This is a genomic window from Rhodococcus gannanensis, from assembly GCF_042681175.1.
Lineage (GTDB): Bacteria > Actinomycetota > Actinomycetes > Mycobacteriales > Mycobacteriaceae > Rhodococcus_G > Rhodococcus_G gannanensis.
Genome location: NZ_JBHUFB010000019.1, coordinates 272372 through 297344, shown reverse-complemented (window position 1 = coordinate 297344; position 24973 = coordinate 272372). Strand labels below are relative to the sequence as shown.

General features: G+C 69.0%; 20 protein-coding genes. 8 read left to right on the top strand and 12 right to left on the bottom strand.

Annotated features, from left to right (window positions below; genetic code table 11):
- Position 1: 1 nt before the first annotated feature.
- The 3 genes from ACFSJG_RS20770 to ACFSJG_RS20760 all read right to left on the bottom strand — a co-directional run bounded on the left by ACFSJG_RS20770 (position 2) and on the right by ACFSJG_RS20760 (position 3360).
- Positions 2-793, bottom strand: a complete 792-nt coding sequence (locus tag ACFSJG_RS20770) for an enoyl-CoA hydratase/isomerase family protein (RefSeq protein WP_378487131.1) — start codon at positions 791-793, stop codon at positions 2-4.
- Positions 794-1015: 222 nt separating this feature from the next.
- The gene (locus ACFSJG_RS20765) at positions 1016-1792 is read right to left on the bottom strand and encodes an SDR family NAD(P)-dependent oxidoreductase (RefSeq protein WP_378487130.1); all 777 of its coding nucleotides are present in this window, start codon (positions 1790-1792) and stop codon (positions 1016-1018) included.
- Positions 1789-3360 carry a class I adenylate-forming enzyme family protein gene (locus ACFSJG_RS20760; RefSeq protein WP_378487129.1) on the bottom strand — a complete coding sequence of 524 codons (1572 nt, stop codon included), beginning with the start codon at positions 3358-3360 and terminating at the stop codon, positions 1789-1791. The genes ACFSJG_RS20765 and ACFSJG_RS20760 overlap by 4 nt, the downstream gene beginning before the upstream one ends.
- Before the next feature lie 84 nt (positions 3361-3444).
- Between ACFSJG_RS20760 and ACFSJG_RS20755 the strand changes: the two genes are divergently transcribed.
- Genes ACFSJG_RS20755 through ACFSJG_RS20745 form a run of 3 tightly spaced genes read left to right on the top strand, consistent with a single transcriptional unit; the run spans position 3445 to position 6722 of the window.
- Positions 3445-4623, top strand: coding sequence for a CaiB/BaiF CoA transferase family protein (locus ACFSJG_RS20755; RefSeq protein ID WP_378487128.1), 1179 nt, complete (start codon positions 3445-3447; stop codon positions 4621-4623).
- Between the two features lie 4 nt (positions 4624-4627).
- Complete coding sequence (locus ACFSJG_RS20750; RefSeq protein WP_378487127.1) at positions 4628-5902, top strand: acetyl-CoA hydrolase/transferase family protein; 1275 nt, start codon at positions 4628-4630, stop codon at positions 5900-5902.
- 52 nt (positions 5903-5954) lie between these two features.
- Positions 5955-6722: an enoyl-CoA hydratase/isomerase family protein gene (locus ACFSJG_RS20745; protein ID WP_378487126.1), complete on the top strand. Its 768-nt coding sequence runs from the start codon at positions 5955-5957 to the stop codon at positions 6720-6722.
- A gap of 79 nt (positions 6723-6801) precedes the next feature.
- On the opposite strand, the gene ACFSJG_RS20740 is transcribed toward ACFSJG_RS20745, so the two are convergent.
- The 8 genes from ACFSJG_RS20740 to ACFSJG_RS20705 form a co-directional block, all read right to left on the bottom strand.
- On the bottom strand, positions 6802-8226 hold the full coding sequence (locus tag ACFSJG_RS20740; protein ID WP_378487125.1) for an aldehyde dehydrogenase family protein: 1425 nt from the start codon (positions 8224-8226) through the stop codon (positions 6802-6804).
- Positions 8227-8262: 36 nt separating this feature from the next.
- Positions 8263-9969 (bottom strand): thiamine pyrophosphate-binding protein, encoded by a 1707-nt coding sequence (locus ACFSJG_RS20735; RefSeq protein WP_378487124.1) that lies wholly within the window; start codon positions 9967-9969, stop codon positions 8263-8265.
- Entirely contained in the window at positions 9959-10888 is a 930-nt protein-coding gene (locus tag ACFSJG_RS20730; RefSeq protein WP_378487123.1) for an SDR family NAD(P)-dependent oxidoreductase, read from the bottom strand. The genes ACFSJG_RS20735 and ACFSJG_RS20730 overlap by 11 nt, the downstream gene beginning before the upstream one ends.
- 39 nt (positions 10889-10927) lie before the next feature.
- Entirely contained in the window at positions 10928-12754 is a 1827-nt protein-coding gene (locus tag ACFSJG_RS20725; RefSeq protein WP_378487122.1) for a flavin-containing monooxygenase, read from the bottom strand.
- Positions 12755-12800: 46 nt separating this feature from the next.
- The gene (locus tag ACFSJG_RS20720; protein ID WP_378487121.1) at positions 12801-14177 is read right to left on the bottom strand and encodes an aromatic ring-hydroxylating oxygenase subunit alpha; all 1377 of its coding nucleotides are present in this window, start codon (positions 14175-14177) and stop codon (positions 12801-12803) included.
- Between the two features lie 63 nt (positions 14178-14240).
- Entirely contained in the window at positions 14241-15098 is an 858-nt protein-coding gene (locus tag ACFSJG_RS20715; RefSeq protein ID WP_378487120.1) for an SDR family NAD(P)-dependent oxidoreductase, read from the bottom strand.
- Positions 15095-16678 (bottom strand): SMP-30/gluconolactonase/LRE family protein, encoded by a 1584-nt coding sequence (locus ACFSJG_RS20710; protein WP_378487119.1) that lies wholly within the window; start codon positions 16676-16678, stop codon positions 15095-15097. The genes ACFSJG_RS20715 and ACFSJG_RS20710 overlap by 4 nt, the downstream gene beginning before the upstream one ends.
- Positions 16679-17060: 382 nt before the next feature.
- Positions 17061-17861, bottom strand: a complete 801-nt coding sequence (locus tag ACFSJG_RS20705; protein ID WP_378487118.1) for a FadR/GntR family transcriptional regulator — start codon at positions 17859-17861, stop codon at positions 17061-17063.
- 107 nt (positions 17862-17968) lie between these two features.
- Here ACFSJG_RS20705 and ACFSJG_RS20700 point away from each other — a divergent pair, with 107 nt between their 5' ends.
- Genes ACFSJG_RS20700 through ACFSJG_RS20680 form a run of 5 tightly spaced genes read left to right on the top strand, consistent with a single transcriptional unit; the run spans position 17969 to position 23145 of the window.
- Complete coding sequence (locus ACFSJG_RS20700) at positions 17969-19129, top strand: acyl-CoA dehydrogenase family protein (protein WP_378487117.1); 1161 nt, start codon at positions 17969-17971, stop codon at positions 19127-19129.
- Positions 19126-20079 (top strand): acyl-CoA dehydrogenase family protein, encoded by a 954-nt coding sequence (locus ACFSJG_RS20695; RefSeq protein WP_378487116.1) that lies wholly within the window; start codon positions 19126-19128, stop codon positions 20077-20079. Before ACFSJG_RS20700 ends, ACFSJG_RS20695 begins: the two co-directional genes overlap by 4 nt.
- Positions 20076-20870, top strand: coding sequence for an enoyl-CoA hydratase/isomerase family protein (locus ACFSJG_RS20690; RefSeq protein ID WP_378487115.1), 795 nt, complete (start codon positions 20076-20078; stop codon positions 20868-20870). Before ACFSJG_RS20695 ends, ACFSJG_RS20690 begins: the two co-directional genes overlap by 4 nt.
- A complete protein-coding gene (locus tag ACFSJG_RS20685; RefSeq protein WP_378487114.1) occupies positions 20867-22063 on the top strand; it encodes an acyl-CoA dehydrogenase family protein in 1197 nt (398 codons plus the stop codon). The genes ACFSJG_RS20690 and ACFSJG_RS20685 overlap by 4 nt, the downstream gene beginning before the upstream one ends.
- Positions 22060-23145, top strand: a complete 1086-nt coding sequence (locus tag ACFSJG_RS20680) for an acyl-CoA dehydrogenase family protein (protein WP_378487113.1) — start codon at positions 22060-22062, stop codon at positions 23143-23145. The genes ACFSJG_RS20685 and ACFSJG_RS20680 overlap by 4 nt, the downstream gene beginning before the upstream one ends.
- A gap of 114 nt (positions 23146-23259) precedes the next feature.
- Here the strand turns inward: ACFSJG_RS20680 and ACFSJG_RS20675 are convergent, their stop codons facing one another.
- Complete coding sequence (locus tag ACFSJG_RS20675) at positions 23260-24966, bottom strand: class I adenylate-forming enzyme family protein (RefSeq protein ID WP_378487112.1); 1707 nt, start codon at positions 24964-24966, stop codon at positions 23260-23262.
- Between the last annotated feature and the right edge of the window lie 7 nt (positions 24967-24973).

The window sequence follows — 24973 nt, the reverse complement described above, 5'->3', positions numbered from 1 at the left end:
CTCAGTGCCCGGTGAAGCGCGGCTCGCGCTTGTCGAGAAACGCCTGGAGGCCTTCGGCGGTGTCGTCCGTCCGGATCAGCTCGAGAACGGCGTCGAACTCGATGTCGAGGGCCGCGTCGAGCGGCAACGCGCGGCCCTGCTCGACGATCTGCTTGAGCAGACCGATGGTCCGAGTGGGCTTCCGGGCGAACTCGCGTGCGAGTTCGTCTACCCGAGAATCGAACTCGCCGTCGGGTACCACCTCGTCGACAAGTCCGATGCGGAGTGCTTCTTCGGCGGGCAGGCGATCACCCCTGACCATGAGCAGCTTCGCTCGGTGCGCGCCGAGCAGCCTGGGCAGACGTTGGCTACCGCCCGCTCCAGGGAAAAGTCCCAGTTCGATCTCCGGAAACCCGATGATCGCGGACTCCGTCATCACGCGCAGATCGCACGCGAGTGCGAGTTCCGCGCCTCCGCCCAGCGCGTGTCCGTTCACGGCCGCGATCACGGGCTTCGGGGCCGTCTCCAGCAAGCGTTGGACGTCGACCCACGGCCGCATCGCCCGCTGGGTCTCCTCGGTCAGATTTCGCATGACCCGGATGTCGGCCCCTGCCACGAAGAATCGACCCGTTCCCCGCACGACGATGCAGCGCACGTCGGGATCCTGGGTGAGAGGGGTCAGGACGTCGAGGAGTTCGACGATCAGAGCGGGGTCGAAAGCGTTTGCCGGAGGCCTGTCGATCGTGACGGTGGCCACCGCGTTCGAGACTGCTGCGTGGACGGGGGGCGTGGCGGTCGGGGCCGTGGGCGTCATCGCATGCTCCGGTCGGTCGGGATCGGGTTCCTCGAACCCGCTGTGCGGGGTCGAGTATCGATCCAGGTCCACGACGAAGACACGGACAGTGGTCCGGTGGGCGAACCGGCAATCAGCTCGTAACAGGGTCGTCCGCCCTGACCGGGACCGGTCCGTTCACAACGCGCGCCCGCGTGCAGTTCACATAGCACCGCGGGTTCGTGCACACGTCGCGCGATGCGGTCAGCGTGCGGTCCACCCGCCGTCCACGACCACGGTCTGCCCGGTGACGTAGCTGCCCGCATCGCCGACCAGCCACAGCACGGAGCCGACCACGTCGTCGGCGGTGCCCTCCTTGGGTAGCGGGGTGTTGCGGCGCAGGTACTGCTGGGCTCGTTCGCTCTCGTAGAGAGGCCCGGTGATCTCGCTGCGGAAGAACCCGGGTGCGACGGTGTTGACGCGGATCGAGTGCCGCGCCCACTGCACGGCCAGTTCGGCGGTCAGGCCGGACAGGCCCGCCTTGCTCGCCGCGTAGGACGCCTGTGGAATGCCCGGTATCCCCACCCGCCCGCTGATCGACGAGATGTTGACGATCGCGCCCCGCCCGACCTCGCGCATGTGCGGGAACACGCCCTGCGCGAGCCGCATCGGCGCGAGCAGGTTGAGCTCGACGGTCCGCCTGATCGCGTCGAGTGGTTCGGATTCCGCGCGTTCCTCGGTGAACATGGTCCCGGCGGCGTTCACGAGGATCTCGGGTGGTCCCAGCGCGTCGGCGACGGCGGGCACCACCGTCCCGATCTGGTCGAGATCACCGAGATCGGCCGCGACCGCGAGGCCGCCGATCCGCTCGGCGAGTTCGTCCAGCCGCTCCTTGCGGCGGGCGACGACCGCCACCCGGGCTCCGAACCCGGCGAGCGTCTCGGCGATCGCCGCACCGAGACCGGAGGACGCTCCGGTGACGATCGCGACCCGGCCGGTGAGGTCGAACATCCGGTCGGCGGCGGCGCGAGGTGACGTCACGACTGCCCTCCCTCGGCGGCCGATGCTCCCCGGGGCAGCGGCTGTGCGTTCGATTCGACGAAGTCGTGCAGGCCGACGCGGTTCACCTTGCCCATGGCGTTGAGGGGGAGCGCGTCGACGCGCGACCACCTCTCGGGCACCTTGTAGGCGGCCAGGGTCTCCCGGCAGACGGCGTCCAGCGTGTCCGTGTCGACCTGGTCCTCGGCCTCGACGACCGCGGCGACCCGCTGACCGAGCCGGTCGTCGGGGATCGGGTATACGGCCACCTTGGCGACCCCGGGGTGCGCCGCGACGATCCGTTCCACCTCGAGCGGGTAGACGTTCGCGCCGCCCCGGATGATGACCAGCTTCTTGCGGTCCAGGACGGTGAGCCAGCCGTCGGCGTCGACGGTGCCGATGTCACCGGTGGGGAAGGGGCCTGCGTCCGGTTTCCGGACCCGTCCGTCCTCCCAGTAGCCGAGCAGTGGTGTCCAGACACCCGCCCACGGTCCCGCGTCGGCCGGAGCGAGGCGCAGTTCGCCCAGCTCGCCGGGTGGCAGGCGACGGCCGTCGTCGTCGTAGGCGGCGACGTCGATGCTGGGGAGGACGCGGCCGCTGCTGCCGGGACGCCAGTCGTCCCCGACGGGATCAATGGACACGACCGTCGGCGCCTCGGTCAATCCGTAGGTGACCCGGGGGACGCGTCCGTGTACGTCGGCGAACTCGCGCCGCAGTCCGTCGGGGGTGTCGCTGCCCCCGCACCACACCTCGTCGAGGGAGCGGAGATCGGCGTCGGGGAGCCGTGCGAGGTCGTAGAGCTGGGCCGGCGCGCCGTTCCACACCGTCACCTTCCGGGTGGAGATCCACTCCGCGACACCCCCGACGTCGCGGCGGTCCATCACGACGGAACAGCCGCCCGCCTGGGCGGTGAGCAGGGTCGACAACACCATCAGGTTGAGGATCGTCAGCGGAAAGCTGTCGCCCTTGCGCAGTTCGGGGCCCCAGCCCCGGGTCGCGGTGAGCACTTCACCGGGGAGCAGCAGGTTGCGCTGGCTGTGCACGACCGCCTTGGGCCGGCCGGAGGTGCCGCTGGTGAAGGCGATGCCGGCCGGGGCGTCGACGTCGACGTCCACGTCGGGTGCGGCGTGGTCGGCGGCGAGGAGGTCGCGCCAGCGTTCGATGTCGACCGAACCGGGGCCGTCGAGGTGGCACCGGGGTCCGGCGAGGACGACGGTCGGAGTGCAGACGTCGTACAGGTCCTGTTGTTCGGATGCCGAGAGTGCCTCGCCGACTCCCGCCCAGACCGCGCCGATCCGTTGGGTGCCGTGGAAGGCCGCCACGATGTCCAGGTCGTTGGGCAGGCAGGCGGCGACCCGGTCGCCGGGGCGGACCCCGAGCGACCACAGTGCGCCCGCGGCCCTGCGGGCCTGCTCGTCGAGGTCCCGGTACGACCAGATGCCGGAGACCGCTTCCACCGCAGGTGAATCCGGCCGTGCCGCCAGTGCGGCGTCGAGCACGGAGGCGATCGTTGCGGTGCCCCTGCCGGGGCGACGATCCGCAACCCCCGATGCGTCGCGTGTTCTCGTCACACGGTAGTGATACCACCATGTATGGAAATAGTCATCTGCTAGATTGAGAATGGAATTCTCAGGCGATGAGTGAGGTGCGGGCGCATGAAACACACAGGCCCCCTGTCGGGTGTGCGGGTCGTCGACCTCACCGCGATGGTCATGGGCCCCTACTGCACGCAGATCATGGCCGACATGGGCGCCGACGTGATCAAGGTCGAACCTCCGGCGGGCGACAACACCCGATACATCTCGGACGGCCCCGAGCCCGGGATGAGCGGTGTCTTCGTCAACGTCAACCGCGGAAAGCGCAGTGTCGTCCTCGATCTCCGGACCGACGCAGGCAAGGACGTGCTGCGCGGACTCGTCGCGCAGGCCGACGTCTTCATCCACTCCATGCGGGGTGCGGCGGTCTCCGCGCTCGGTTTCGGGTACGACGAGGTGTCCGCGATCAACGAGACGATCGTCTACACCAACTGCTACGGCTACGGCCGACGCGGCCCCGATGCGAACCTCACCGCCTACGACGACACCATCCAGGCGGAGTGCGGGCTGCCGTCCGTACAGGAACGGCTGACGGGCGAATCCGGTTACGTCGGAACCATCATCGCGGACAAGGTCGCCGGGATGACCGCGCTGTACGCCACCATGATGGCGCTCTTCCATCGCGAACGAACCGGTGAAGGCCAGGAGGTCGAGGTCGCGATGTTCGAGACGATGGCTGCGTTCATGCTGGTGGAACACGCCAACGGCGCGATGTTCAGTCCACCCCTCGGGCCCGCCGGCTACCCGCGCGCAGTGGCGCCGAACCGGCGGCCCTACCGGACCAAGGACGGGCAGATCTCGGCGCTGGTCTACAACGACAAGCAGTGGGGCGCCTTCGTCGAGGCGGTCCGGCCGCCCTGGGCCGGCGACCATCTCGCCACCCTCGAACAGCGCGTCGCCCGGATCGACACCGTCTACGCCCTCCTCGGGGAGACCTTCCTCGAACGGACCACGCAGGAATGGCTCGACCTGCTGCGTTCACTCGACATCCCCGCGGCGCCCGTCCGCACACTCGACGAACTCTTCGACAACCCGCATCTGGAGGCGGTGGGCCTGTTCGAGGAGGTCGACACCCAGACCGGCCCGGTGCGGTTCCCCGGACCGCCGACCTGGTTCTCCCGCACACCGGGGCGAGTGGCGGGGCCGGCGCCGAGACTCGGCGAGCACACCGCCGAGGTGGCCGACGAGTTCCGGCTGTCACCAACGGATTCCCATTTGGCTCGAACAGACAGGAGCTGACGGCATGGGAAGTCCGGTCACGACGAGGGACGACATCGACCTGCGCGCGCTGCTCCGACCGGGCGACCGCATCGTCATCGGGCAGGCGTGCGGGGAGCCGACCACTCTCCTGGAGGCGCTGATCGAACAGGGCGGCGACATCGGCGGCCTGTCCGCGTTCGTCGCGACCAGCTTCTCCGGGGTCTTCACCCCCGACTCGGCACGCGGCGTCCGGCTGTCGAGCATGGGCGCGATCGGTGCGCTCCGCGCCATGTCCGCGGCGCACGCACTCGACGTCGTCCCGTGTCACGTCGGTCGGGTCGGGCCGATGATCGAGGCGGGCGAGATCGGATGCGACGTCGCCTTCGTCCAGGTCAGCCCCGCCGATGCCGACGGGAACCACAGTTTCGGACTCGTCAGCGACTACGTGCAGGCCGCGGTCGCGCGGGCTCGTGTCGTGGTGGCCGAGGTGAACGACCAGGTTCCGTACACCAGGGGCGAGGTGCTCCCCGCGTCGCGAATCGACCACGCGCTGTTCGTGTCCCGGCCGCCGGTGCAGGTCGAGGGGAGCCCGATCCGGCCGGTCGACGAGGCCATCGCGCGTCACGCCGCCGACTACGTCGAGGACGGATCCGTCATCCAGATGGGCGTAGGAGGAGTCCCGGACGCCATCCTCCGGCTGATCACCGACCGCCGGGATCTCGGGGTGCATTCGGGAATGGTCGGTGACGGACTGGTCGATCTGGTCGAGGCGGGCGTCGTCACCAACGCGCGCAAGAAGATCGACAGGGGGGTGACCGTCACCGGAGCGCTGATCGGAACCAAACGCCTGTACGACTTCGCGCACGACAACGACGAGCTGCGGATGTGCACCACGGCGTACACCCACGACGCCGGGGTGCTGGCAGGCCTGGAACGGCTCGTCAGTGTGAACTCCGCACTCGAGGTGGATCTGACCGGACAGGTGAACGCCGAGCAGAGCGGCGCCTCCTATGTCGGGGGGACGGGCGGCCAGGTCGACTTCGTGCGCGGCGGCGTCCTCTCCCCGGGGGGCCACGCGATCATCGCGCTCCCGGCAACGGCGAAGGGGGACACCGTCAGTCGTATCACCGCACGGTTGTCCGGTCCGGTCACCACACCTCGCAGCGACGTGGACGTGATCGTCACCGAGTTCGGTGCCGCGGAACTCCGCGGTCGCACCCTCGCGGAGCGCGCACGCCGCCTCGTCGACATCGCGCATCCCGATTTCCGCGAGGCCCTCGATCGAGAGGCCCACCTGATCCGGCAGAGAGGATTCTGATGCCGCGACCCACACAACCGATTCGAGACCTGCGACCCGGGGACGGTCCGCAGTGAGCGACGCCGTGCTGTTCGACGTCGTGGAGGACGGCATCGCCGTGCTCACCATCAACCGCCCGGAGACCCGGAACTGCCTGGCGCGCGACGTCCGTGAGGGCCTCTTCGCGGCCTGGGACCGCTTCGAACGCGACCCGGAGCTGCGGATCGCGATTCTCACCGGCGCGGGTGACACGGCGTTCTGCGCGGGTGGGGATCTCAAGGAGATGGTCGACACCGGGATGGGTGTGCCGCCGCGCGACATGTTCCCGCTGCCCTACGACTCCATCGAGTTGTCGAAACCCACCATCGCCGCCGTCAACGGGGCCGCGTTCGCCGGCGGCTGGATGATCGCCCAGGCGTGCGACCTGTGCGTGGCCGCGACCACCGCCCGGTTCGCGGTCACCGAGGTCCGGGTCGGTCGCAGCTCGCCGTGGGCGGCGCCGCTGATCCACATGATCCCGCAGCGCATCATGATGGAGATCCTGCTCACCGGACGACCGATCACCGCCGAACGCGCCTACGAGATCGGACTCGTCAACCGCCTCGCCGAGCCGGCGGATCTCATGAGCACCGCGCTGGACCTCGCCCGCGACGTCATCTCCGGTGCACCGCTCTCGGTCCGGGCCGCCCGGGAGACGGTCATGCTGGCCACCGAGATGGGGCGGTCCGCCGCGCTGCAGGCGGCGCGGCACGCGTCGGAATCCTGCTATCTCAGTGAGGATGCGCAGGAGGGCCCGCGTGCGTTCGCGCAGAAGCGGGCGCCGCGCTGGCAGGGACGCTGACCGTCGCGGAACCTCCACGGCACAACGCCCGCACAGCAGGATGTACCTGTGCTGTGCGGGCGTTCGCGTCGGCCTGCGGCTACTCGGGTGAGTAGCCGAGAACTCCCTTGATCTCGAGGAAGTCGTCGAACCCGAACTCGCCCCACTCCCGACCGTTGCCGCTCTTCTTGTAGCCGCCGAACGGCGCCGAGAAGTCGAACGCGTCGTTGATCGCAACCGAGCCGGCCCGGATACGCAGCGCCACGGACCGTGCCTCGTCGAGATCCGCGCCCGCCACGAAACCGGCGAGACCGTACTCGGTGTCGTTCGCGATCTCGACGGCGTGGTCCACGCTGTCGTAGCCGAGAATCGTGAGCACCGGTCCGAAGATCTCCTCGCGGGCGATCGTCATGTCGTTCTTGACGTCCGCGAACACGGTGGGCTTGACGAAGTACCCCGTGCCCAGGCCGTCGGGGCGTCCGGTGCCACCGGCGACCAGGGTGGCGCCTTCGTCGATCCCCTTCTGGATCAGCGCCTGGACCTTCTCGAACTGGGCGCCGGACACGACCGGACCGATGGCCGAATCACCCTGCGGGTCACCGACCGTCACCTGCGCCGCCGCCTCCCGGGCCACGCCGATGGCCTCCTCCATGCGCTCGGACGGGACGAGCATGCGCGACGGGGCACTGCACGTCTGACCCGAGTTGAGCATCATCGTGCCTACACCCTTGCCGACGTTCGCGGCGAAGTCGGCGTCGTCGAGAACGATGTTCGGGCTCTTGCCGCCGAGTTCTTGGGACACCCGCTTGACCCCGGACGCCGCATTCGCGGCGATGTCGATGCCGGCGCGGGTGGACCCGGTGAAGGAGATCAGGTCGACGTCCGGGTGACCGGACAGTGCCCGGCCGACACCGGGGCCGTCGCCCTGGACCAGGTTGAACACACCGGCGGGAACTCCTGCCTCGTCGAGGATCTCGGCGAAGACCTGCCCGCTGAACGGGGACTGCTCGGACGGCTTGAGCACCATCGTGCAGCCGGTGGCGAGAGCCGGGAACACCTTCACCGCGATCAGGCTGATCGGCCAGTTCCACGGGGTGATGAGCCCGCAGACACCGATCGGGTCCTTCACGATCCGGGTGGCGCCGCGCTGCTCCTCGAACACGAACTTCTCGAGCACGTCGATCGTGGTGGTCAGGTGACCGATACCGAGGTTCACCTGAAATCCGTTGGCCAGCTCACGCGGAGCGCCCATCTCCTCGGTCAACGCGTTGCCCAGATCGCCGATCCGACGCTGATACGCGTCGAGGATCCGGCGCAGCAGGTCGAGACGCTCCTGCCGGTCGGACGCTGCCCACGCGGGGAAGGCCCGGCGTGCGGCGGCGACCGCGCGATCGACGTCCGCCGCACTTCCGAGGGCCACCCGCCCAGCGACCTGCTCGGTGGCCGGGTTGACGACGTCGAAGGTCTGCGACTGGGCCGCGTCGACCCACTGTCCGTCGATGTAGAACTTCAGGTACTCACGCATTGCCTACCGGCCCTTTCGTGTGATCGTTCGCGAATGTCACTGCTGCCCTTCCGCATACCAGGTGCGGAACTCGTCGTAGCTCGGCATCTCCTCGGAGTTGGCTTTCGGGTCGACGGCGACGTGGATGACGCCCGGCTTGCCGCTGGCGTACGCCCGCTTGATCGCCGGCGCGATGTCCACGTCCTTCTCCACGTACTCGCCGTAGCAGCCGAATCCGTCGGCGATCTTGTCGAACCGGGTCTCGGTGCTCCAGTGCACCCCGGTCTCGAGCGAGCCGTGCCCGAAGGTGCGCTTGTAGACGCCCACCTCGAGGCCCCACGCGTAGTCGACCGCGACGACGCAGACGAGCGGAAGATTCAGACGTGCAGCGGTTTCCAGTTCTGCGATGTGGAACTGGAACGACGAGTCGCCGGTGATGAGCATCATCGGTCGCTTGCCGCCGTCCGCCACACCCGCACCGACCGCGTAGGGCAGGCCCGTTCCGAGGTGGCCGAAGTTTTGATTCCACATCACGTCGTGCGGCTTCGCCTGCGAGTACGTCCAGCCGAAGATCGTGGTCGCGCCGCCGTCCCGGACCATGATGCCGTCCGAGGGGAAGTCCTTGGTGGCCTCCACGATCAGGCGTGCCGGATGCACCGGTGACCCGCCGGACGGCGCCGTCTCCGCGAGGTCCGCGAGTCGGGCGGCGTCCTCCTCGATCCAGCGTGCGAGTTCGGGCGTCGCGGTCCGCGGGGTGTCGCGCAGTGCGTCGACCAGCTGCGGGACCACCGCACGCAGGTCACCGACGAGCGGGACGTCGATGGGCCGGTTCACGCCGATGGCGGAGGCGTCCTGCTCGATGTAGAGCCACTTGCGATTCGCCTCGTTCGCGACCCAGTGCCTGCCCCGGCCGAAGTGGACCGGCTCTCCGAGTTCGGTGCCGATCGCCAGGCACAGGTCGGACTCGACCACCGCCTCGATTGCGGACGGGGAGAACCCGTACGGGAACGTGCGGTCCTCCAGTCCCTCGATGTACGACGTGCCGCCGGAGGTCTGGACGACGGGGCAGGCCATGAGTTCGGCGAGTTCGCGCACCGAGTCGCCGGCGCGGGAGGTGTGGACACCGTGCCCGACGAGCAGGACCGGCTGCTTCGCCGACCGGATGAGTTCGGCGGCCTCGGCGATCCGATCGGTGCCCGCCGTCTGCCCGACGAGCCGGTACCGCTCCGGCGGAAGCACCGCGGGGACGTCGAGTTCCTCCTGGATGACGTGCTGCGGGTACTCGATGTACACCGGGCCGGGGGTGCCGGAGAGCGCGGTGCGCAGGCCCTGACGGATGATCTCGTCGGTCTGCTCCGCGTACTCGATGCTCGCGTGGTACTTCACCGAGTTCTCGACGAGCGCCATCTGCTGGACGAACTGGATTCGGCCGCGCCGCACGCGCTGCTCGGTGATGCGTGCGCGTTGCCCGCCGAGGAAGATGACCGGCGAGTTCTCGACCTTCGCGCACATGATGGCGCCGGCGAGGTTCGCGAGTCCGGGACCGAGCGTGCCGATGCACACCGCGGCCTTGCCGGTCATGCGGGACACGGCCTCGGCCATGAACCCCGCGGACTCCTCGTGATGCGGTGCGACGACATTCCAGCCGCGTTCCTCCGCGGCGTGGAACAGATGTACGAAGTTCGGATCCGGGATGCCGAAGAGTGTGTTGATGCCTTCGGCTTCGAACAGGTCCAGTATGCGTTCGTAGACCTTAACCGACATGCGCGCTTCCTTCCGTTGCCATCGCAAAGCTTCTGGTGATGTGGTCGACGTGTGCCGACGGGACGACCGGGAGCAGCCATGAGTCGGCCGTGTCCCGGATCTGGTCGATGCGCTCGCCCACCTGCTCGACGGTCCACTCCGGTTGGTACACACCCGGTGTCTCCGCGATGTAGGCGCGGGCGATGCGACCGGCGATCGTGACGAGCATTTCCCCTGTGATCGAGCAGGATTCGTGGGCGAGCCAGCCGACGGCCGGTGCGGCGAGCTCGGGGTCCATCGGTGGGTACTTCGAGGTGTCGAGGCCCTCGGCCAGCCGGGTCAGCGCCGCCGGGACGATCACGTTGGAACGGATGCCGTGGTCGGCACCCTCCAGTGCGACGACGTTCGAGAGGCCGATCATGCCGGCCTTGGCGGCGCCGTAGTTCGCGACCCGCGTGTTTCCGTAGAGTCCGCCGATCGACGAGGTGAGCACCACCCGCCCGTATCCCGCCTCCACCATGTGACCGAACGCGGGCCGAACCACGTGGAAGGCGCCACGCAGGTGGACGTCGAGGACGGCGTCGAAGTCCTCGTACGTCATCTCGGTGAGCGGCGCGTACCGGTTGTTGCCTGCGTTGTGGATCAGGATGTCGATGCGCCCGAACGCGTCGAGCGCGGAGGAGACGATCGCCGCACCGCCGTCGGCGGTCGCGACGGACTCGTTGTTCGCGACCGCCTCGCCGCCGGCGGCGCGGATGGCCGCGGCGACCGACTCCGCGACCCCGGTGTCACCGTCGGTGCCGCTGATCGCGGCGCCGGTGTCGTTGACGACCACGCGCGCGCCGCGCGATGCGAGCAGTTCGGCGTAGGCACGGCCGAGGCCCCGGCCCCCGCCGGTGACGACGGCGACGCGGCCGTCGAATCGCAGGTCACCGGACATCCGAACTCCCCCTTTGCCGGAACGGGGCGGGATTGCCTCTCATTTGTCGAGCACCATGCCTTCCATCTCGCCGCTCTCACGCCAGCCCTGGAGGAGTTCGGAGAGTTCGTAGAACCCGCCCCAGAACGGTTCGCCCAGGAAGGAACGTCCGTTGGGCTCGCCTTCGCTGTTGTAGTAGCCGGGCGTGCACTCGGAGACGAAGGTGCTGTTGTCGATCGTGTGGTCGCGGATCGTCTGGATCCACTCCTCCTCCGCCTCAGCGCTCGGCTCGACGGCGGTCACGCCGCGTGACTGCGCGGCGCTGACGATGTACGCGATGTGATCGGCCTGCTGTTCGAACATCAGGGTGGTCGCAGCGGTGACACCGCCCTGGATGAACCCGGTGAAGAGCAGGTTGGGGAAGCCGTGCGCCGTGATCCCGTGCATCGTGCGGAATCCCTTGCCCCAGTGGTCGTAGAGCGAGACGCCGTCACGGCCGGCGAACGGTGCGATGTCGTACTGACGGTCGAGCGACGTGGTGATCTCGAATCCGCTCGCGAAGACGATGCAGTCGAACTCCTGCTCGACTCCGTCGACGACGATCCCCTTCTCGGTGATTCGTTCGACACCCTTGGTTCCGGAGACGTCGACCAGCGTGACGTTCGGCCGGTTGAACGTCGGCAGGTACTCGTCGTTGAACACCGGGCGTTTGCACATGTTCCGGTAGTAGGGCTTGAGAACCTCCGCGGTGGCCGGGTCGTCGACGACGCTGTCGACCCGCTGCCGCAGGCGCTCCATCGCCCGGTAGTCCTCGACCTCCTTGAGTTCCATGAACTTCAGCGGGTCGGCGAGCGCGGCCCAGCCGTTGGTCTCGGTCAGCTTGGCGGCCATGTTGCGGGACACCTCGGTCCAGCCGTCGCAGATCAGGTCGGGCTCGCCGGGGGAGTAGAACGCGAACGCGGCGTTGTGGAAGTTGCGCTGGCGGGCGGACCTCCAGCCCGGCTCCAGCGACTGCACCCAGTCGGGGTCGGTCGGGTGGTTGGCCCGCTCGAAGATGTAGGACGGCGTGCGCTGGAATACGGTCAGGTGCTTCGCGCCTCGTGCGAGGTGCGGAATGGCCTGTACTGCACTGGATCCGGTGCCGATGACGGCGATCCGCTTGTCTGCGATCCTGTCCAGGCCACCGTGCAGGTTGCCGCCGGTGTAGTCGTAGTCCCAGCGGGCCGTGTGGAACGTGTGGCCCTTGAAGTCGTTGATCCCGGGGATGCCGGGCAGTTTCGGCCGGTTGTACGGGCCCTGGCACATGACGACGAAACGGGCCTTGATCGCATCGCCGCGGTTGGTACGGACGATCCATCGGTGGATCGACTCGTCCCACTCGAGCGAGCGGATCAGCGTGTGGAAGAGCGCGTGCTCGTACAGCCCGAAGTGCGTACCGATGCGCTGGGCGTGCTCGAAACACTCGTCGCCCTTGGAGAACTTCTCCTTGGGCATGTAGCCGGTCTCCTCCAGTAGCGGCAGGTAGCAGTACGAATCGGAGTCGATCTGGATTCCCGGGTAGCGGTTCCAGTACCAGACCCCGCCGAAGTCGCCGCCGAGCTCGATGATGCGGAAGTCGGTCACCCCGGCCTGCTGCAGGCGGTGTGCCGCGATCAGGCCACTGAATCCACCGCCGAGGACCGCGACGTCGATCTCGTCGGTCAGCGGCTCGCGGGGTGCCACCGGCATGTGCGGATCGGCCTCGTAGAACTCCGCGAACTCGTTCTCGGCCTCGATGTACTGCTTCTGCCCGTCCGAGCGCAGACGCTTGTCGCGCTCGGCGAGGTACTTCGTGCGGAGTGCCGGGATGTCGACCTCGGGGGTCTGCGTGGGTTCGCAGTTCTGCATGGGATTCCTCGGTTCGTTCGGGCGGTGCGGTGGAGGGGGTGGCCGATCAAGCCAGGTCGCGGGGTGCGCCGGTGCCCATGTAGGTGGACAGGTTGTGGTGCAGGTTCACCACGCTGCGCTCGCGGTACGGGTTGGGCTTCGGCCCGGTGAATCCCCGGGTCTTCATGCCCTTCTGTACAGCAGCCATGTTCGAGAAGTCCTGTGGCAGAACGGTTCGCCAGCCGGGATCGTCGATCGGGGTGTACACCCATTCGGTCTCGGGTGCCTCGCCCTCCGGGAACAGCTCGTACACCGCCGCCTCGAAGTAGCAGCGGTCGGGATCGTCACCGTAGGGGCGGAAGCTGTAGCAGAGCATGTTGTTGAGGGCGTGGCCGATCTGGAAGTTCGGGAAGATCTGCCACGCGGTGCCGCTCTGCGCCACGATCTCCGGCGGCACGGTCGGCCACACGACCCCGCGCGCCTCGTCGTCGCGACGTGCCGAGTCGAGCCAGTGCCGCATCACCTCGGCGGGCGGAGTGCCCTCGGGCAGTTCGTCGATGAGGCGCTGCGCCGCGTCGACCAGGGTCCGGGTGGTGTTGGTGTTGGCGTTCTCCCAGGTGAAGTTCTGCAGTTCGATGGTGGACAGACGTGCGTCCGGACCGGACCCGATGCGGAGCTTCGCCTGGTTCTCCTCCATACCCTTGGGTGCGTCGTACCCGATGTTGCTGTGCTTGCCCTGGGCCCGCGCCCAACCCAGGAAGGCACCGAAGTTCATGAACTCCGGATGCGTGTAGGGCACGTGGTAGGTCTCCATGAACGCCTCGAAGGCGACCTTCCAGTTGCAGTCGAAGTCCACCCAACGCCGCCACCGGTACCGCATGTTCTGCAACTGGAACGGCTCGAGCAGGCTCGCCGCCGGCTCGAGGTAGTCCCGCAGCGGTTCGCAGTCGGGATCGAGGTTGACGAAGATCCAGCCGCTCCAGGTGTCGATCTTGACGTCGGTGAGTCCCGCGTTCTGCTGATTCAGCCCGCACGGCCAGTCCTCGCGCTCGGCGACGAAGGTGTTCTCACCGTCGAGGTTGTACCGCCAGCCGTGGAATCCGCAGATGAACTGCCGGGCCTGCCCCCGGGCGTCGCGGGCACCGGGCGGGGTGTCGACGAGGCGGCGGCCGCGGTGCGCGCAGACGTTGTAGTAGGCGCGCAGGGTGTCGGGCGCGGTCCGCACCACGATGATCGAGTCGTCCATGATCTCGTAGGTGAGGAAGTCGCCGACGCGGGGCAACTCCTCGACGCGGCCGACTTGCTGCCACACCTTCGCCCACAGCTTGTCGCCCTCGGCGCGGGCGTAGTCGCGTGACGTGTACGCCTCGACGGGGAGGATCTGCGGGGTCGTGTAAGGCTGTTCGGCGACGTCGCCTCGTGTTGCTTCGACCGTATCGCTCACGGGTTGCTCCTTTGCGAAAGGTGTTCCGGTGGCTGCTGTTCCGGTGTCACTTCTGCTTCCGTGTCAGTGCGTGATGGCTGCGCGGAAGTTCTCGTCCTTGAGGAAGAGGGAGGTGTGGTCGGCGCCCATGTGGGTCCACTTCAGGTTGAGTCCGCCGTCGACGAGCAGTGTCTGCCCGGTGACGTAGCTCGACAGGTCCGACAGGAGGAACAGGATCGCCCCGGCCTGTTCCTCCGGGCGGCCACGCCGCCCCATCGCGATCGCACGCCGGTCCCGCTCGGGGTCCTCGTCGACGTAGGCGCCGGACGCGGGCGTCTCGGTGACGCCGGGAGCGATCGCGTTCACCCGGATGCCGTCGGTCGCGAGTTCGACGGCCATCGTCCGGGTCGCCGCGACGAGCGCGGCCTTCGCCGTCCCGTACGCGATGTGGAAAGGGGCGGTGTTCATTCCGCTGATCGAGGAGATCGACACGATCGACCCCGGCCGGCCCTGCGCGCGCAGTTCCGCGGCCACGGCCTGGCTCATGAAGAACATCGTCTCCAGGTTCTGCGTGAAGAGGGCCCGCCAGTCCTCCCGGCTGACCCGCGTCGCAGGCATCCACGTCGACGGTGCCGCACCGCCCGCGACGTTGACGAGCCCGTACAGGTCGCCGTCGGCGCGCCGGGCCTGGTCGAGGACCGCCGCGATGCCCTCGTCGGTCGAGGCGTCCGCGGCGACCGGCACGATCGGGAGCCCCTCCGCGACCAGGGGCTGGATGTGCTGGTCGAGCTTCTCCTTGGACCGGCTCACCGCGATGACGGTGGCACCGGCGCTCGCGACGAGTCGTGTTGTCCAGGTGCCGATTCCGCCTCCGGTGGCTCCAGAGACGATGACGACCCGCCTACTCAGGTTCACGGTCCCGGGCGCCGCGACGGTGCTCACGACGCGACCCGGAGCGCGAGGACGCTGCCCTCGGCGTCGGCGGCGATGTAGATGGTGCCGTCGGGCCCCGCGGCGATGCCGGCGAACGGACCCTGCGGCCCGGAGAACGGCTCGAGTCCGCGCAGCGGCGCGGGGGTGACCCCCGCGGGTGCGCCGACGGGGAGGTTCCGGGCGAGGACTTCCTGCGCCTTGGTCTCGAGGTCGACGGAGATCAGGGTCTTGGCGTCGACGTCGAGGATGTACAGGCGACGGTCGTGGACGAGGATGCCCTGCGGGCGTTCGAGTCCGTCGATCAGGGTGTCCACGCCGGAGCTGGTCACGGACACGATCCGGCCGGCGCCCGCCTCGGACACCAGGCAGGTGCCGTCGGCGGTGAACGCGACGCCCATCGGGTCCTGCAGGCCGGTCGCCGCCGCCTCGGCGGCGCCGTCGCGGACCGTGTACACCGTGCCGGCGCCCAGATCGGCGACTGCGACGACCCCGCTGGGGGAGACCGCCACGCCGTAGAGCTGGTCGAGACCCTCGACGAGCACCTCGGATTCGGAGGCGCCGGGACGGTAGCGGGACACGGTCCCGTTGCCCGCGACGACGAACTCGCCTGGGCCCGTGGAGGTGAGTCCGCGGATGTAGCCGGGATAGCCGGGGCTGAAGAGCATTCCCAGGGTCTGCGGTTCGCCGCCCGGCTCGATCGCGAGCAGGAACGTTCCGTCGGCCACGAACAGGGTGCCGTCCGGGCCGACCGTGAGGTCCAGCGGCCAGGTCAGGCCGTCGGGCAGCGCCGTCTCGGTGCGGCCGCCCGCGAGGATCTCGGTGATCTGCCCGGTGAAGCTGGAGACGAAGAGCCTGCCGCCGACGAAGGTGAGGTTGTCCAGGCCCGGTCCGATGGTCGCGAGGACCGTGCTGTCCCCGGTGCGTGGGTCGATGCGCAGGACCTGGCCCGCACCCACCTGGGTGCTCACGATCATGCCGTCGGCGTCGAACTTGACCGCGGTGGGCCCGCCGAGGTCTGCGGCGACCCGTTCCGGTTCGCCGCCGTCGGGATCGATCCGCCAGATCTCGTTGGTGCCGAGCAACGGGTAGTAGAGCTTGCCGTCGGGACCCACCTCGAGGGCGTTGGGCATCGGCAGCCCGTCGAGGAGGACCTTGGGGGCTCCGCCTGCGGGGTCGAGCTCCATGAGCCGGCCGCCGATGCGGCACTCGTCGACGAACAACCTGTTGCCGTGGAACGTGATTCCGTTTGCGCCTGGCAGATCGTCCCGCAGCAGTCGGGTCGTGCCGTCGGTGCCGCGTACGCTGACCCTGCCGTCGTAGTACTCGGTGACGTAGAGGTCGCCGCGGGAGTCGAAGGCCGCGTCGTCGGGGGCGACGATGGGGCCGCCCTTCGCGCTGACGGTCTCCAACTGTCCGGAGTCGACGTCGAGCGCGCTGATCTGGCTGCCCGCGACCTGGGCGATGTAGACGCGGCCGTCCGGGCCGGTACGCAGGCCGTTGGCTCCGAAGAGGCGGCTGGGCGGGGTCAGTCGCGTCACGGTCCACCCGTCCGCGGTGGCGATGGAGGTGCCGTCTGTGAAGCGGGACATCTCGGTCAAGGTGAGCCTCCTGGCGTAAGGAGAGAACATGATTTTCGCTGAGGTATAGCGACCGATGTCGACTGTGAAAGTGACGTAGGCCACTGGTCGGTGCGGAGTTTAACCACCAGGTCGGGTGGACTACAAGTATTGCTATCCTTACCAGGATAAGAGTAGCGTTCTCTTCATGTTGAAACAGCATTCTCGCGCAATTCGGTCGCGTGTGCGAGGGGTTTCAACCGTTCACGAGCGGCAACGGGCGGGGAGCCTGCGTCGCGTACCGGCGTGCAATGCGTGGGGCAGTGGCGCGACGACGTGGGCCGTCGGCGGGACACCCGTCGAGGTGTGCGGGGTGAGGTCGCGCGGGATCGGTCGGCCGGCGCGGGTGCGCGGCTCAGGCGCGCGCGGAGCGTCCGCGGATCAGGCTGCGGGTCGATGCGGCCGAGGCGTTGACGACGTTCTCGTCGAATCGTTCGAGGAGGAGTGACTGCGTGGCGGCGAGGTGCGCGCGGGACAGGCGTTCGACTTCGTCGACGCGGCCGGCCGCGATCTCCTTGGCGATGCGGCGATGAATGTCGACCGCGCACTCTGCGTCGTGAGTCGAGGGGTACTCGCCGCGTCGCGTCTGCGCCTCCGCCCACGCCTCCTCCTGTGCGGACCACAGTGCGACGTAGCTGCTGACCGCGTAGCGGATGGTCGCATTCGGGGTGAAGGAGACGAGCAGGTCGTGAAACTCCCTGGCGGAGTGCGTGAATGCGACGCCGTTGCCGACCAGCTCGGCCGAGGCGTCGATCGCCGCGTCGAGTGCCGGGACCACGACCTCGGCGCGGTCGTCGCGTTTGGCGCACTCGGCGGCGCACAGGGGTTCGAGGATCTGGAGACCGGATGCCAGGTCCCGGAGCGTGACGCGGCCGGCCTGCAGTGCGAGCCCGAGATGGTAGGCGGCCGAATGCTCGTCGGGGCGGTGCACGTCGGCGCCGCCGACGTTGCCCCGGCGCACGGTGACGAGGCCCTCCGTCTCGAGGATGCGCAGCGCCTCCCTGATCGACGGGAAGCTGACGCCGAAGTCCCGCACCAGTTGCTCCTGGGTCGGGAGGCGGTAGTCGTCCTCGGAGAGGATGCGGTCGCGCAGTTCGTCTGCAACCGTTTCGGCGATGCGCCGCTGAGGAATTCGGCCGCGTCGGGGGCTCGTCACGCGGACCGCCTTTCGTGCAGGGAACTGCTGACGTCGTCGAGTCTAACTTCGGACGGGTTACCCATCAAGGATTGCTATCCTTATGAGGATAAAGCTACTGTGCCGCCATGGACTTCACGATGAGTGAGGCCGCGACGGCACTCCGGGGTGAGCTGCGAGACCTGGTGAGGATGCACGTCCCCGAGGACTTCCGGGGAGCCTTCACCGACGATCCCTCCGATCTGGATGTGGCGCAGCGGTTCTGCCGCCTGCTCGCGGAACAAGGAAAGCTCTGCATGGCCTGGCCCGAGGAATTCGGCGGCCGCTCGGCGTCGGTCTGGGAACAGACCGTCGTGCGGGAGGAGATGTGGGCCCGTCACGAGCCCCGCGGCGCCCAGTACATGGGGGTGAACTGGGTCGGCCCGACGATCATGCGGCACGGGACGGACGAGCAGAAGCGCCGGCACCTGCCTCCCATCGCGAACGGCGAGGTGATCTGGTGCCAGGGCTTTTCCGAGCCGGACGCCGGGTCCGACCTGGCGTCCCTGCGGACCGCCGCCCGGCGCGACGGCGACGGCTGGCGCATCACCGGGCAGAAGATCTGGACCTCCTACGCCACCATGGCGCAGTGGTGCTTCCTGCTCGCCCGCACCTCCACCGGCACCGCGAAGCAGCAGGGCCTCACCGTGTTCCTCGTCCGGATGGACGATCCCGCGATCGAGGTCCGTCCCATCCGGGCCATGCTCGGACCCCATCACCTCAACGAGGTCTTCTTCGACGGACTGCGGGTCGGTCAGGAGGACGTCCTGGGCACCGTCGACGAGGGGTGGGCGGTCGTCCAGGAGGTCCTCGCATTCGAGCGGGTGGGCATCGCCCGCTACGCCCGGTGCGAGCGACTGCTGCGGGCCGCCCCGGACGCGCTCGGGGATCGCTGGGACGAGGTGCCCGCCGAACTGCGCGGCCGATGGACCCGGATGCTCGCGCACTGCCGACGGGCCCGGCTCCTGGCGTACCAGGTGGTGTCGATGCAGAGCGAGGGCAGGGTGCGGCCCGGTGACACCGCCGCGTACCGCATCGCGGTCACCACTCTCGATCAGGCCAGCGCGGAGGTGCTGTCCGAGCTCGCTGCCCACGTACCCGATCGGCCGGGCACCGACGGTGACGCCGCCCGTCGGTTCCGCCTCGACGTCGACGAGCACTGGCGGTACTCGCAGGCGGCGACGGTCGCCTCCGGAAGCATCGAGATGCAGCGAATCCTGCTGGCACGACACCTCTTGGCGGCGAAGTGAACATCGACCTCTGCGCGGAAGCGCGCGAATACGGGATCCAGACGCGCAAGGCACTGGAGGCGGCAGGCGGTGACGAACTCCTGCGGCTGGCCGAGTCCGCCGATCCGGCGCGGCGGGGCGACGCGGTGGTGCCGCTGCTCGACGAGCTCGGAGCCTGGGACCTCGACGTGCGGGGCGACGCCGACGAGTTGGAGGCTGCGGCAGCACTCTGCCGCAGCGCCGGGTACTGGGGCATTCCCTATCCGGTCGCGGAAAGGCTTTCCAGGCCCGCGGATCTCGACGTCGACGCCCTCGTCGTGGTTGGAGGAGAGATGGTCGCTCCCGTCGCCGGGCTCGACCTCCGACTGGCGGCGGTCACCCTCGACGGCGAACGCAGCATCGCGACCCCGCGACCGCCGACCGGCTCGCCCCGACACTCCGGATTCGTCGTCCCACTCGACCTGACGCCGGTCGACCGCGACGGCGCGAAGGACATCGCGCTCGCCCTCGTGCTGCCGATCTGGACGCTGCTCGGGACGCTGGACCGCGCGCTCGAGCTGACCCGTGACCACGTTCTGGTTCGCGAGCAGTTCGGTCAGCCGCTCGCCCGCATGCAGGGCGTCCAGTTCCAGCTCACCGACGCCGAGGTCGAGCGCACCGGCGTCGACGTCCTCGCCCGATACGCACTGTGGAGCATCCAGACCGGCTCCGACGACGCGATCGAGGACGCCCTCGCCCTTCGCCTCGCGGCGCTCGAGGCGGCGCAGGTCGTGTTCCGGGTCTCGCACCAGTTGCACGGGGCATCGGGATTCTGCGACGAGACGACACTGTCGTGGCTGTCCCGATACAGCCTTCCCGTGCGGCGCCTGCCGTTCGGGCCGTCCGTCACGACCGACGTCCTGACCCGCAGGGTCGGCAGGAACGGCCTGCAGGGACCGTTCGGTGACGCAGTCGCGGAGGTGGCCTCGTGAGATACGACCTGCCGGACGAACTGACCGTCGAGGAGGACGGACCGGTTCGCACCGTGGTGATCAACCGCCCGGAAGAGCTCAATGCCGTCAATGCGGCACTGCACTGGGCGCTCGCGAACGTGTGGCGACAGATCGCGGCGGACCCGGAGGCCCGGGTCGTGATCCTCACCGGTGCGGGCCGGGCCTTCAGCGCGGGAGGCGATCTCGACTGGATCACCTCGTTCCTCGACGATCCGGTCGCGAGGGACGAGAGCATCCGCGAGGGCGCGCAGATCATCGAGGAGATGCTGCGGTTCCCGCTGCCCGTCATCGCGGCGGTCAACGGTCCGGCCGTCGGGCTGGGTTGCAGCGTGGCGGTGCTGTGCGACATGGTGTTGATGTCCGAGACGGCGCACCTCGCGGACCCGCACGTCGCCGTCGGGTTGGTGGCGGGAGACGGCGGCGCGGCGTTCTGGCCGCTGCTCACACCGATCCTGCGGTCGCGGGAGTACCTGTACACCGGAGACCGGATCCCCGCGGCGACCGCACTCGAACTGGGTCTCGCCACGCGGGTGACGTCACCGGGCGACCTGCTGCCGCAGGCCCGGAAGCTCGCCGAGCGGATCGCCGCGCAACCACGGCAGGCGGTGCAGGGGACCAAGCGGGTCGTCAACATGCATCTCACCCAGGCGCTCGCCGGGCCGCTGCAGGCGGGCTTCGCCGCGGAGGTCGTGACCATGCAGAGTGCCGAGCACCGGGAACGTCTGCTCGCGGTGAGAGACGGTGCGGCACGACGATCGGCACGCGGGTGACGACCGCCGCGCCGGAACTCGCCGAGTTCCGGGCCAGGGTTCGTGACTGGTGCCGCGATCACGTCCCCGCGCAGTGGCGTCAGGAGCAGACCGACGTCTCGGACGAAGGCTTCGTCACCTTTCAGAAGGCGTGGTTCCAGGAACTGCGGGCGGCGGGATTCGCGGTGCCGCACTGGCCGAGCGAATGGGGCGGGGGGATGTCCGTCGCGGAACAGGCCGTGCTCTACCGGGAACTCGCCGCGCACGATGCGCCGCGGCTCGTGCTGCCGTTCGTGTCGATCCACCACGCGGCGGCCACCCTGCTCGCGGCCGGGACCGATGCACAACGTCGCCGGCATCTCCCCGCGATCCTCGACGGCGAGATCTGGTGCCAGGGATTCTCCGAACCGGACGCCGGATCCGACCTCGCGTCGCTGCGGACGACCGCGCGGCGAGAGGGCGACACCTACGTCGTGAACGGGCAGAAGCTGTGGGCCAGTGGCGCGGAGCATGCCGACTGGTGCCTGCTCCTGGCCCGCACCGACCCGGATGCGGCGAGGCGACACGGGATCTCCTACTTCCTGATGGACATGTGCACGGCCGGCGTGGACGTCCGCCCGATTCGTCAGGCGACCGGGGAGTCGCATTTCGGGGAGATGTTCCTGAGCGACGTCGTCGTCCCCGCCGACCACCTCGTCGGCCCGGAGAACCACGGCTGGCGGATCGCGCAGGAGACGCTCGGCGCCGAACGCGGGATGACCATGCTCGAACTCTCGGAGCGGTTGGGCAACAGCGGGTTCCGATGGCTCGTCGAGCTGTGCACGCGTACCGGTGCGGACGGCGCGGTCCCGTTGGACGACCCGTCGGTCACGGACCGTCTCGCGGGCTTCGAGATCGAGCTGACCGGACTGCGTGCGTTGTGCGCGGACCTGGTGTCCGGTGCCGACGACGGACCCGCGGACGCGTCGATGGTCAAGCTGGTCTACAGCGAACTGCTGCAACGCATGACGGACTTCGCGGTCGAGGTCGGGGGACTCGCCGTCCACACCGAACTGAGCAAGCCGCGGTCGAGCGGGTGGGAGTCGGGCCGGTGGGTCCTCGACTTCATCGGGTCGTGGGAGTGGACGATCCCCGGTGGGACGAGCGAGATCCAGCGCACCATCATCGGCGAGCGCGGTCTCGGACTGCCTCGTGAACCGAGGGGAGAGCGATGAGCGCCGACACCGTCGACCTGTCCGAGTTCCACGGAGAACTGGGGCAGGTGGCACGAGACCTCCTCGCGAGCGGGGAGCCCGGCGAGCGTGTCGACTGGCAGCTGATCGCCGGGGCAGGGTGGCTGGGGCTGGAGGCTCCGGCCCGGCTCGACGGTGCGGACGCGACCTTCGCGGAGGTCGCGGTGATCCTCCGGGAGATGGGCCGGGCGGCGTCGGCCGGACCGTATCCCGGGGTGGCCGGCCTGTCCGTCGGCGCCCTGGCTCTGCTGGCACCGTCCGACACCCGGGACGCGCTGTTCCGAGACACCGCTGCGGGCAGCACGGTTCCGGTCCTCGCACTGGACGGACAGGGGCGTGCCGCGGAGTCGTTCCGCCTCGAACGGCGCGGCGGCGACCTCCGCCTGTACGGCAGCGCATCCTTCGTCCTCGACGCGCCGACCGCGGACCGGCTGCTCGTGCCTGCGCTCGACCCGGATGGGAGCGCGGTCGTCGTCGACGTCGATCCCGCCGCGCTCGCCGGCACCACGCAACCTGTTGTCGACACCACCCGCAGCTTCGGGACGGTCGTCGCACAGGATGTCGCGGTCCACGACGAGCAGGTGTGGAGCTTCGGCATTGACCCACGTCGTGCGTCGGAACTGCTGGACGCGCGTGCCGCGGTCGCGGTCGCCTGCGACAGTCTGGGAGTGAGCGAGGCGATGATGGACGCCACCGTGCGCTACGCAGGGGTCCGTGAGCAATTCGGGCGCAAGATCGGGTCCTTCCAGGCGGTCAAGCACGCGTGCGCCGACATGCTCGTGCAGGTGACGATCGCGCGCAAGCTCGTCCTGGCCGCGGCGGACAAGGTGTCGGAGGCGGCGCCGGATGCTCCTGTCGCGGCAGCGATGGCGAAGTCGTACGCGGGTGCGGCGGCAGTCGACATCGTCGGCAAGGCAATGCAATTGCACGGAGGTATCGGCTACACCTGGGAGAGCGGTGTCCACCGCTACCTCAAGCGTGCGACCCTCAACCGGTCGCTGCACGGATCACCCACCGCGTGCCGGAGATTGCTCGCGCAGCGTTACCGCGGGTGGGCAGGGTAGGTCACGCAGGCTCGAATCGAGCCGGAACGACGAAGGGTGGGTGTCGTCGCACGACGCCACCCACCCCGCGGGCGTGTCTCCCAATTCTGTGAGTTGGGAGACACGCCTTGTCGGTCAGACGGCCAGTCGCTCGATCGCGAGGGCCCGGACGTCCGCGGTCTTGATCTTCGCGCTGCCGGTGAGCGCGATCTCCTCGTCGAGGAAGAACAGGACCTGGCGGGGAACCTTGTAGCTCGCCAGCCGCTCCTTCAGGTAGGCCCGGATCGCGTCGGAGTCCAGGTCGACCCCGTCGTGCGGAACGATGCAGGCGACGACCATCTCCCCGAGGGTGTCATGTGGAATGCCCACGGTGCGTGTGACCTTGACGCCCGGGTGGGCGACCAGCGCCTCGTCGACCTCGAGTGGCGACACGTTGGCGCCACCGGTCTTGATGATGTCGGTGAGGCGGCCTTCCCAGAAGAGGCGACCGACACCGTCGACGTAGCCGCCGTCGCCGGTGTGGAAGTACCCGCTCTGATCGACGGTCTCCATCAGAGGGGTGCCCAGGTAGCCGAGCATGAGAGTCGGCCCCTTGACGCAGATTTCGCCGCGCTCGCCGACCGGAACGACCTCGCCCGTCAGGGCGTCGACGATTTTGACGGTGTTCCCCGGAAGCGGTTCGCCGCTGCTGCCTGCCGCCACGTCGTCCGGAGTGTTGGCGGGGAAGCAGGTGGTGATCGTGAACGTCTCCGTGTTGCCGTAGGCGTGCCCGGGCTCCGACCAGGTGCCGGTGACCGTGCGGTGGCGAGCGACGGGCGTCTTGTGGTCCACGAACGACAGACTGCTCAGGTCGGCGGTCTCCCAGTTCGGTGCCGACTCGAGCTGAGACCACTGGTGCGGCCACGCGAACGGAAAGTTCACCCGCTCCAACTCGATGAGGGTGAGTGCCTCCTCCGGCTCGAAAGTGGACTGGAGCACGAGCGATCCACCGCAGGCGAGGGTGCTGCCCAACGCCATCGCGAAATTCCCGGACCAGAAGAACCCGTTGGCGGTCCAGCAGCGGATCAGGTCCTCCGGCTCGAACCGGTACATCCGGCGGAACCGCCACATCTGGATCGCCACGCCCCGATGGGCACTGAGAATGCCCTTCGGCTTGCTCGTGGTTCCCGACGAGAAGAACAGCACGGCGGTGTCGCTCGGTGCGACCGCGGCGGCGGAACTCTCGACCACCTCGGGGGCGACGTCCTTCCCCCTGAGCAGGAACGACTCCCACGATTCGAGGGCGCCCCGCGTCTCCGGCTCGTCGACCACCGCGACGTGCCGAAGATGGGGGAAGACTGTGGACCTGATCGCACCCGGCTCCGAGGTGGCCACGGCGGGTTCGAGATCGGGGAGCAGACCGGCGAGGGGCTTGCCCGCCGCGGTGCGTTCCACCACCAGGAAGGACACCCCGGATACGCCGAGCAGGTGTTCGAGCTCCGCGGAGGTGGAGAAGGTGCTCAGCGTGACCGCGACACCACCCGCCAGGGCGGTGCCGAAGACGACCGACAACCACTCGGGGCGGTTGGTCATCAGGACACCGACCCGGCCGTCCTTGCCGAGCCCCGCTCCACGCAGTGCCCGCGCCACCTCGACCGACCGTTCCCACAACTGCACGTACGTCCAGCGCGTCACCCCGTCGTCGGTCCGGGCAACCAGCGCCTCCCGGTCCGCGTACAGGTCGGTGACCTCACGCAGGAAGCCGGGCAGTGTCAGCGAGCCGAGCCCCGGCTCACTGTCCAGCGGCGGACCGGACACGACGGACTCGGCCCGCCTCGTGCCGGCATCGACCTCGGTACTCATCCTGTCT

Excerpts from the sequence above, each read along its gene's own strand:
- ACFSJG_RS20770 (WP_378487131.1), bottom strand. The coding sequence starts at position 793 with ATGACGCCCACGGCCCCGACCGCCACGCCCCCCGTCCACGCAGCAGTC.
- ACFSJG_RS20755 (WP_378487128.1), top strand. The coding sequence starts at position 3,445 with ATGAAACACACAGGCCCCCTGTCGGGTGTGCGGGTCGTCGACCTCACC.
- ACFSJG_RS20750 (WP_378487127.1), top strand. The coding sequence starts at position 4,628 with ATGGGAAGTCCGGTCACGACGAGGGACGACATCGACCTGCGCGCGCTG.
- ACFSJG_RS20740 (WP_378487125.1), bottom strand. The coding sequence starts at position 8,226 with ATGCGTGAGTACCTGAAGTTCTACATCGACGGACAGTGGGTCGACGCG.
- ACFSJG_RS20735 (WP_378487124.1), bottom strand. The coding sequence starts at position 9,969 with ATGTCGGTTAAGGTCTACGAACGCATACTGGACCTGTTCGAAGCCGAA.
- ACFSJG_RS20730 (WP_378487123.1), bottom strand. The coding sequence starts at position 10,888 with ATGTCCGGTGACCTGCGATTCGACGGCCGCGTCGCCGTCGTCACCGGC.
- ACFSJG_RS20725 (WP_378487122.1), bottom strand. The coding sequence starts at position 12,754 with ATGCAGAACTGCGAACCCACGCAGACCCCCGAGGTCGACATCCCGGCA.
- ACFSJG_RS20710 (WP_378487119.1), bottom strand. The coding sequence starts at position 16,678 with ATGTCCCGCTTCACAGACGGCACCTCCATCGCCACCGCGGACGGGTGG.
- ACFSJG_RS20700 (WP_378487117.1), top strand. The coding sequence starts at position 17,969 with ATGGACTTCACGATGAGTGAGGCCGCGACGGCACTCCGGGGTGAGCTG.
- ACFSJG_RS20680 (WP_378487113.1), top strand. The coding sequence starts at position 22,060 with ATGAGCGCCGACACCGTCGACCTGTCCGAGTTCCACGGAGAACTGGGG.
- ACFSJG_RS20675 (WP_378487112.1), bottom strand. The coding sequence starts at position 24,966 with ATGAGTACCGAGGTCGATGCCGGCACGAGGCGGGCCGAGTCCGTCGTG.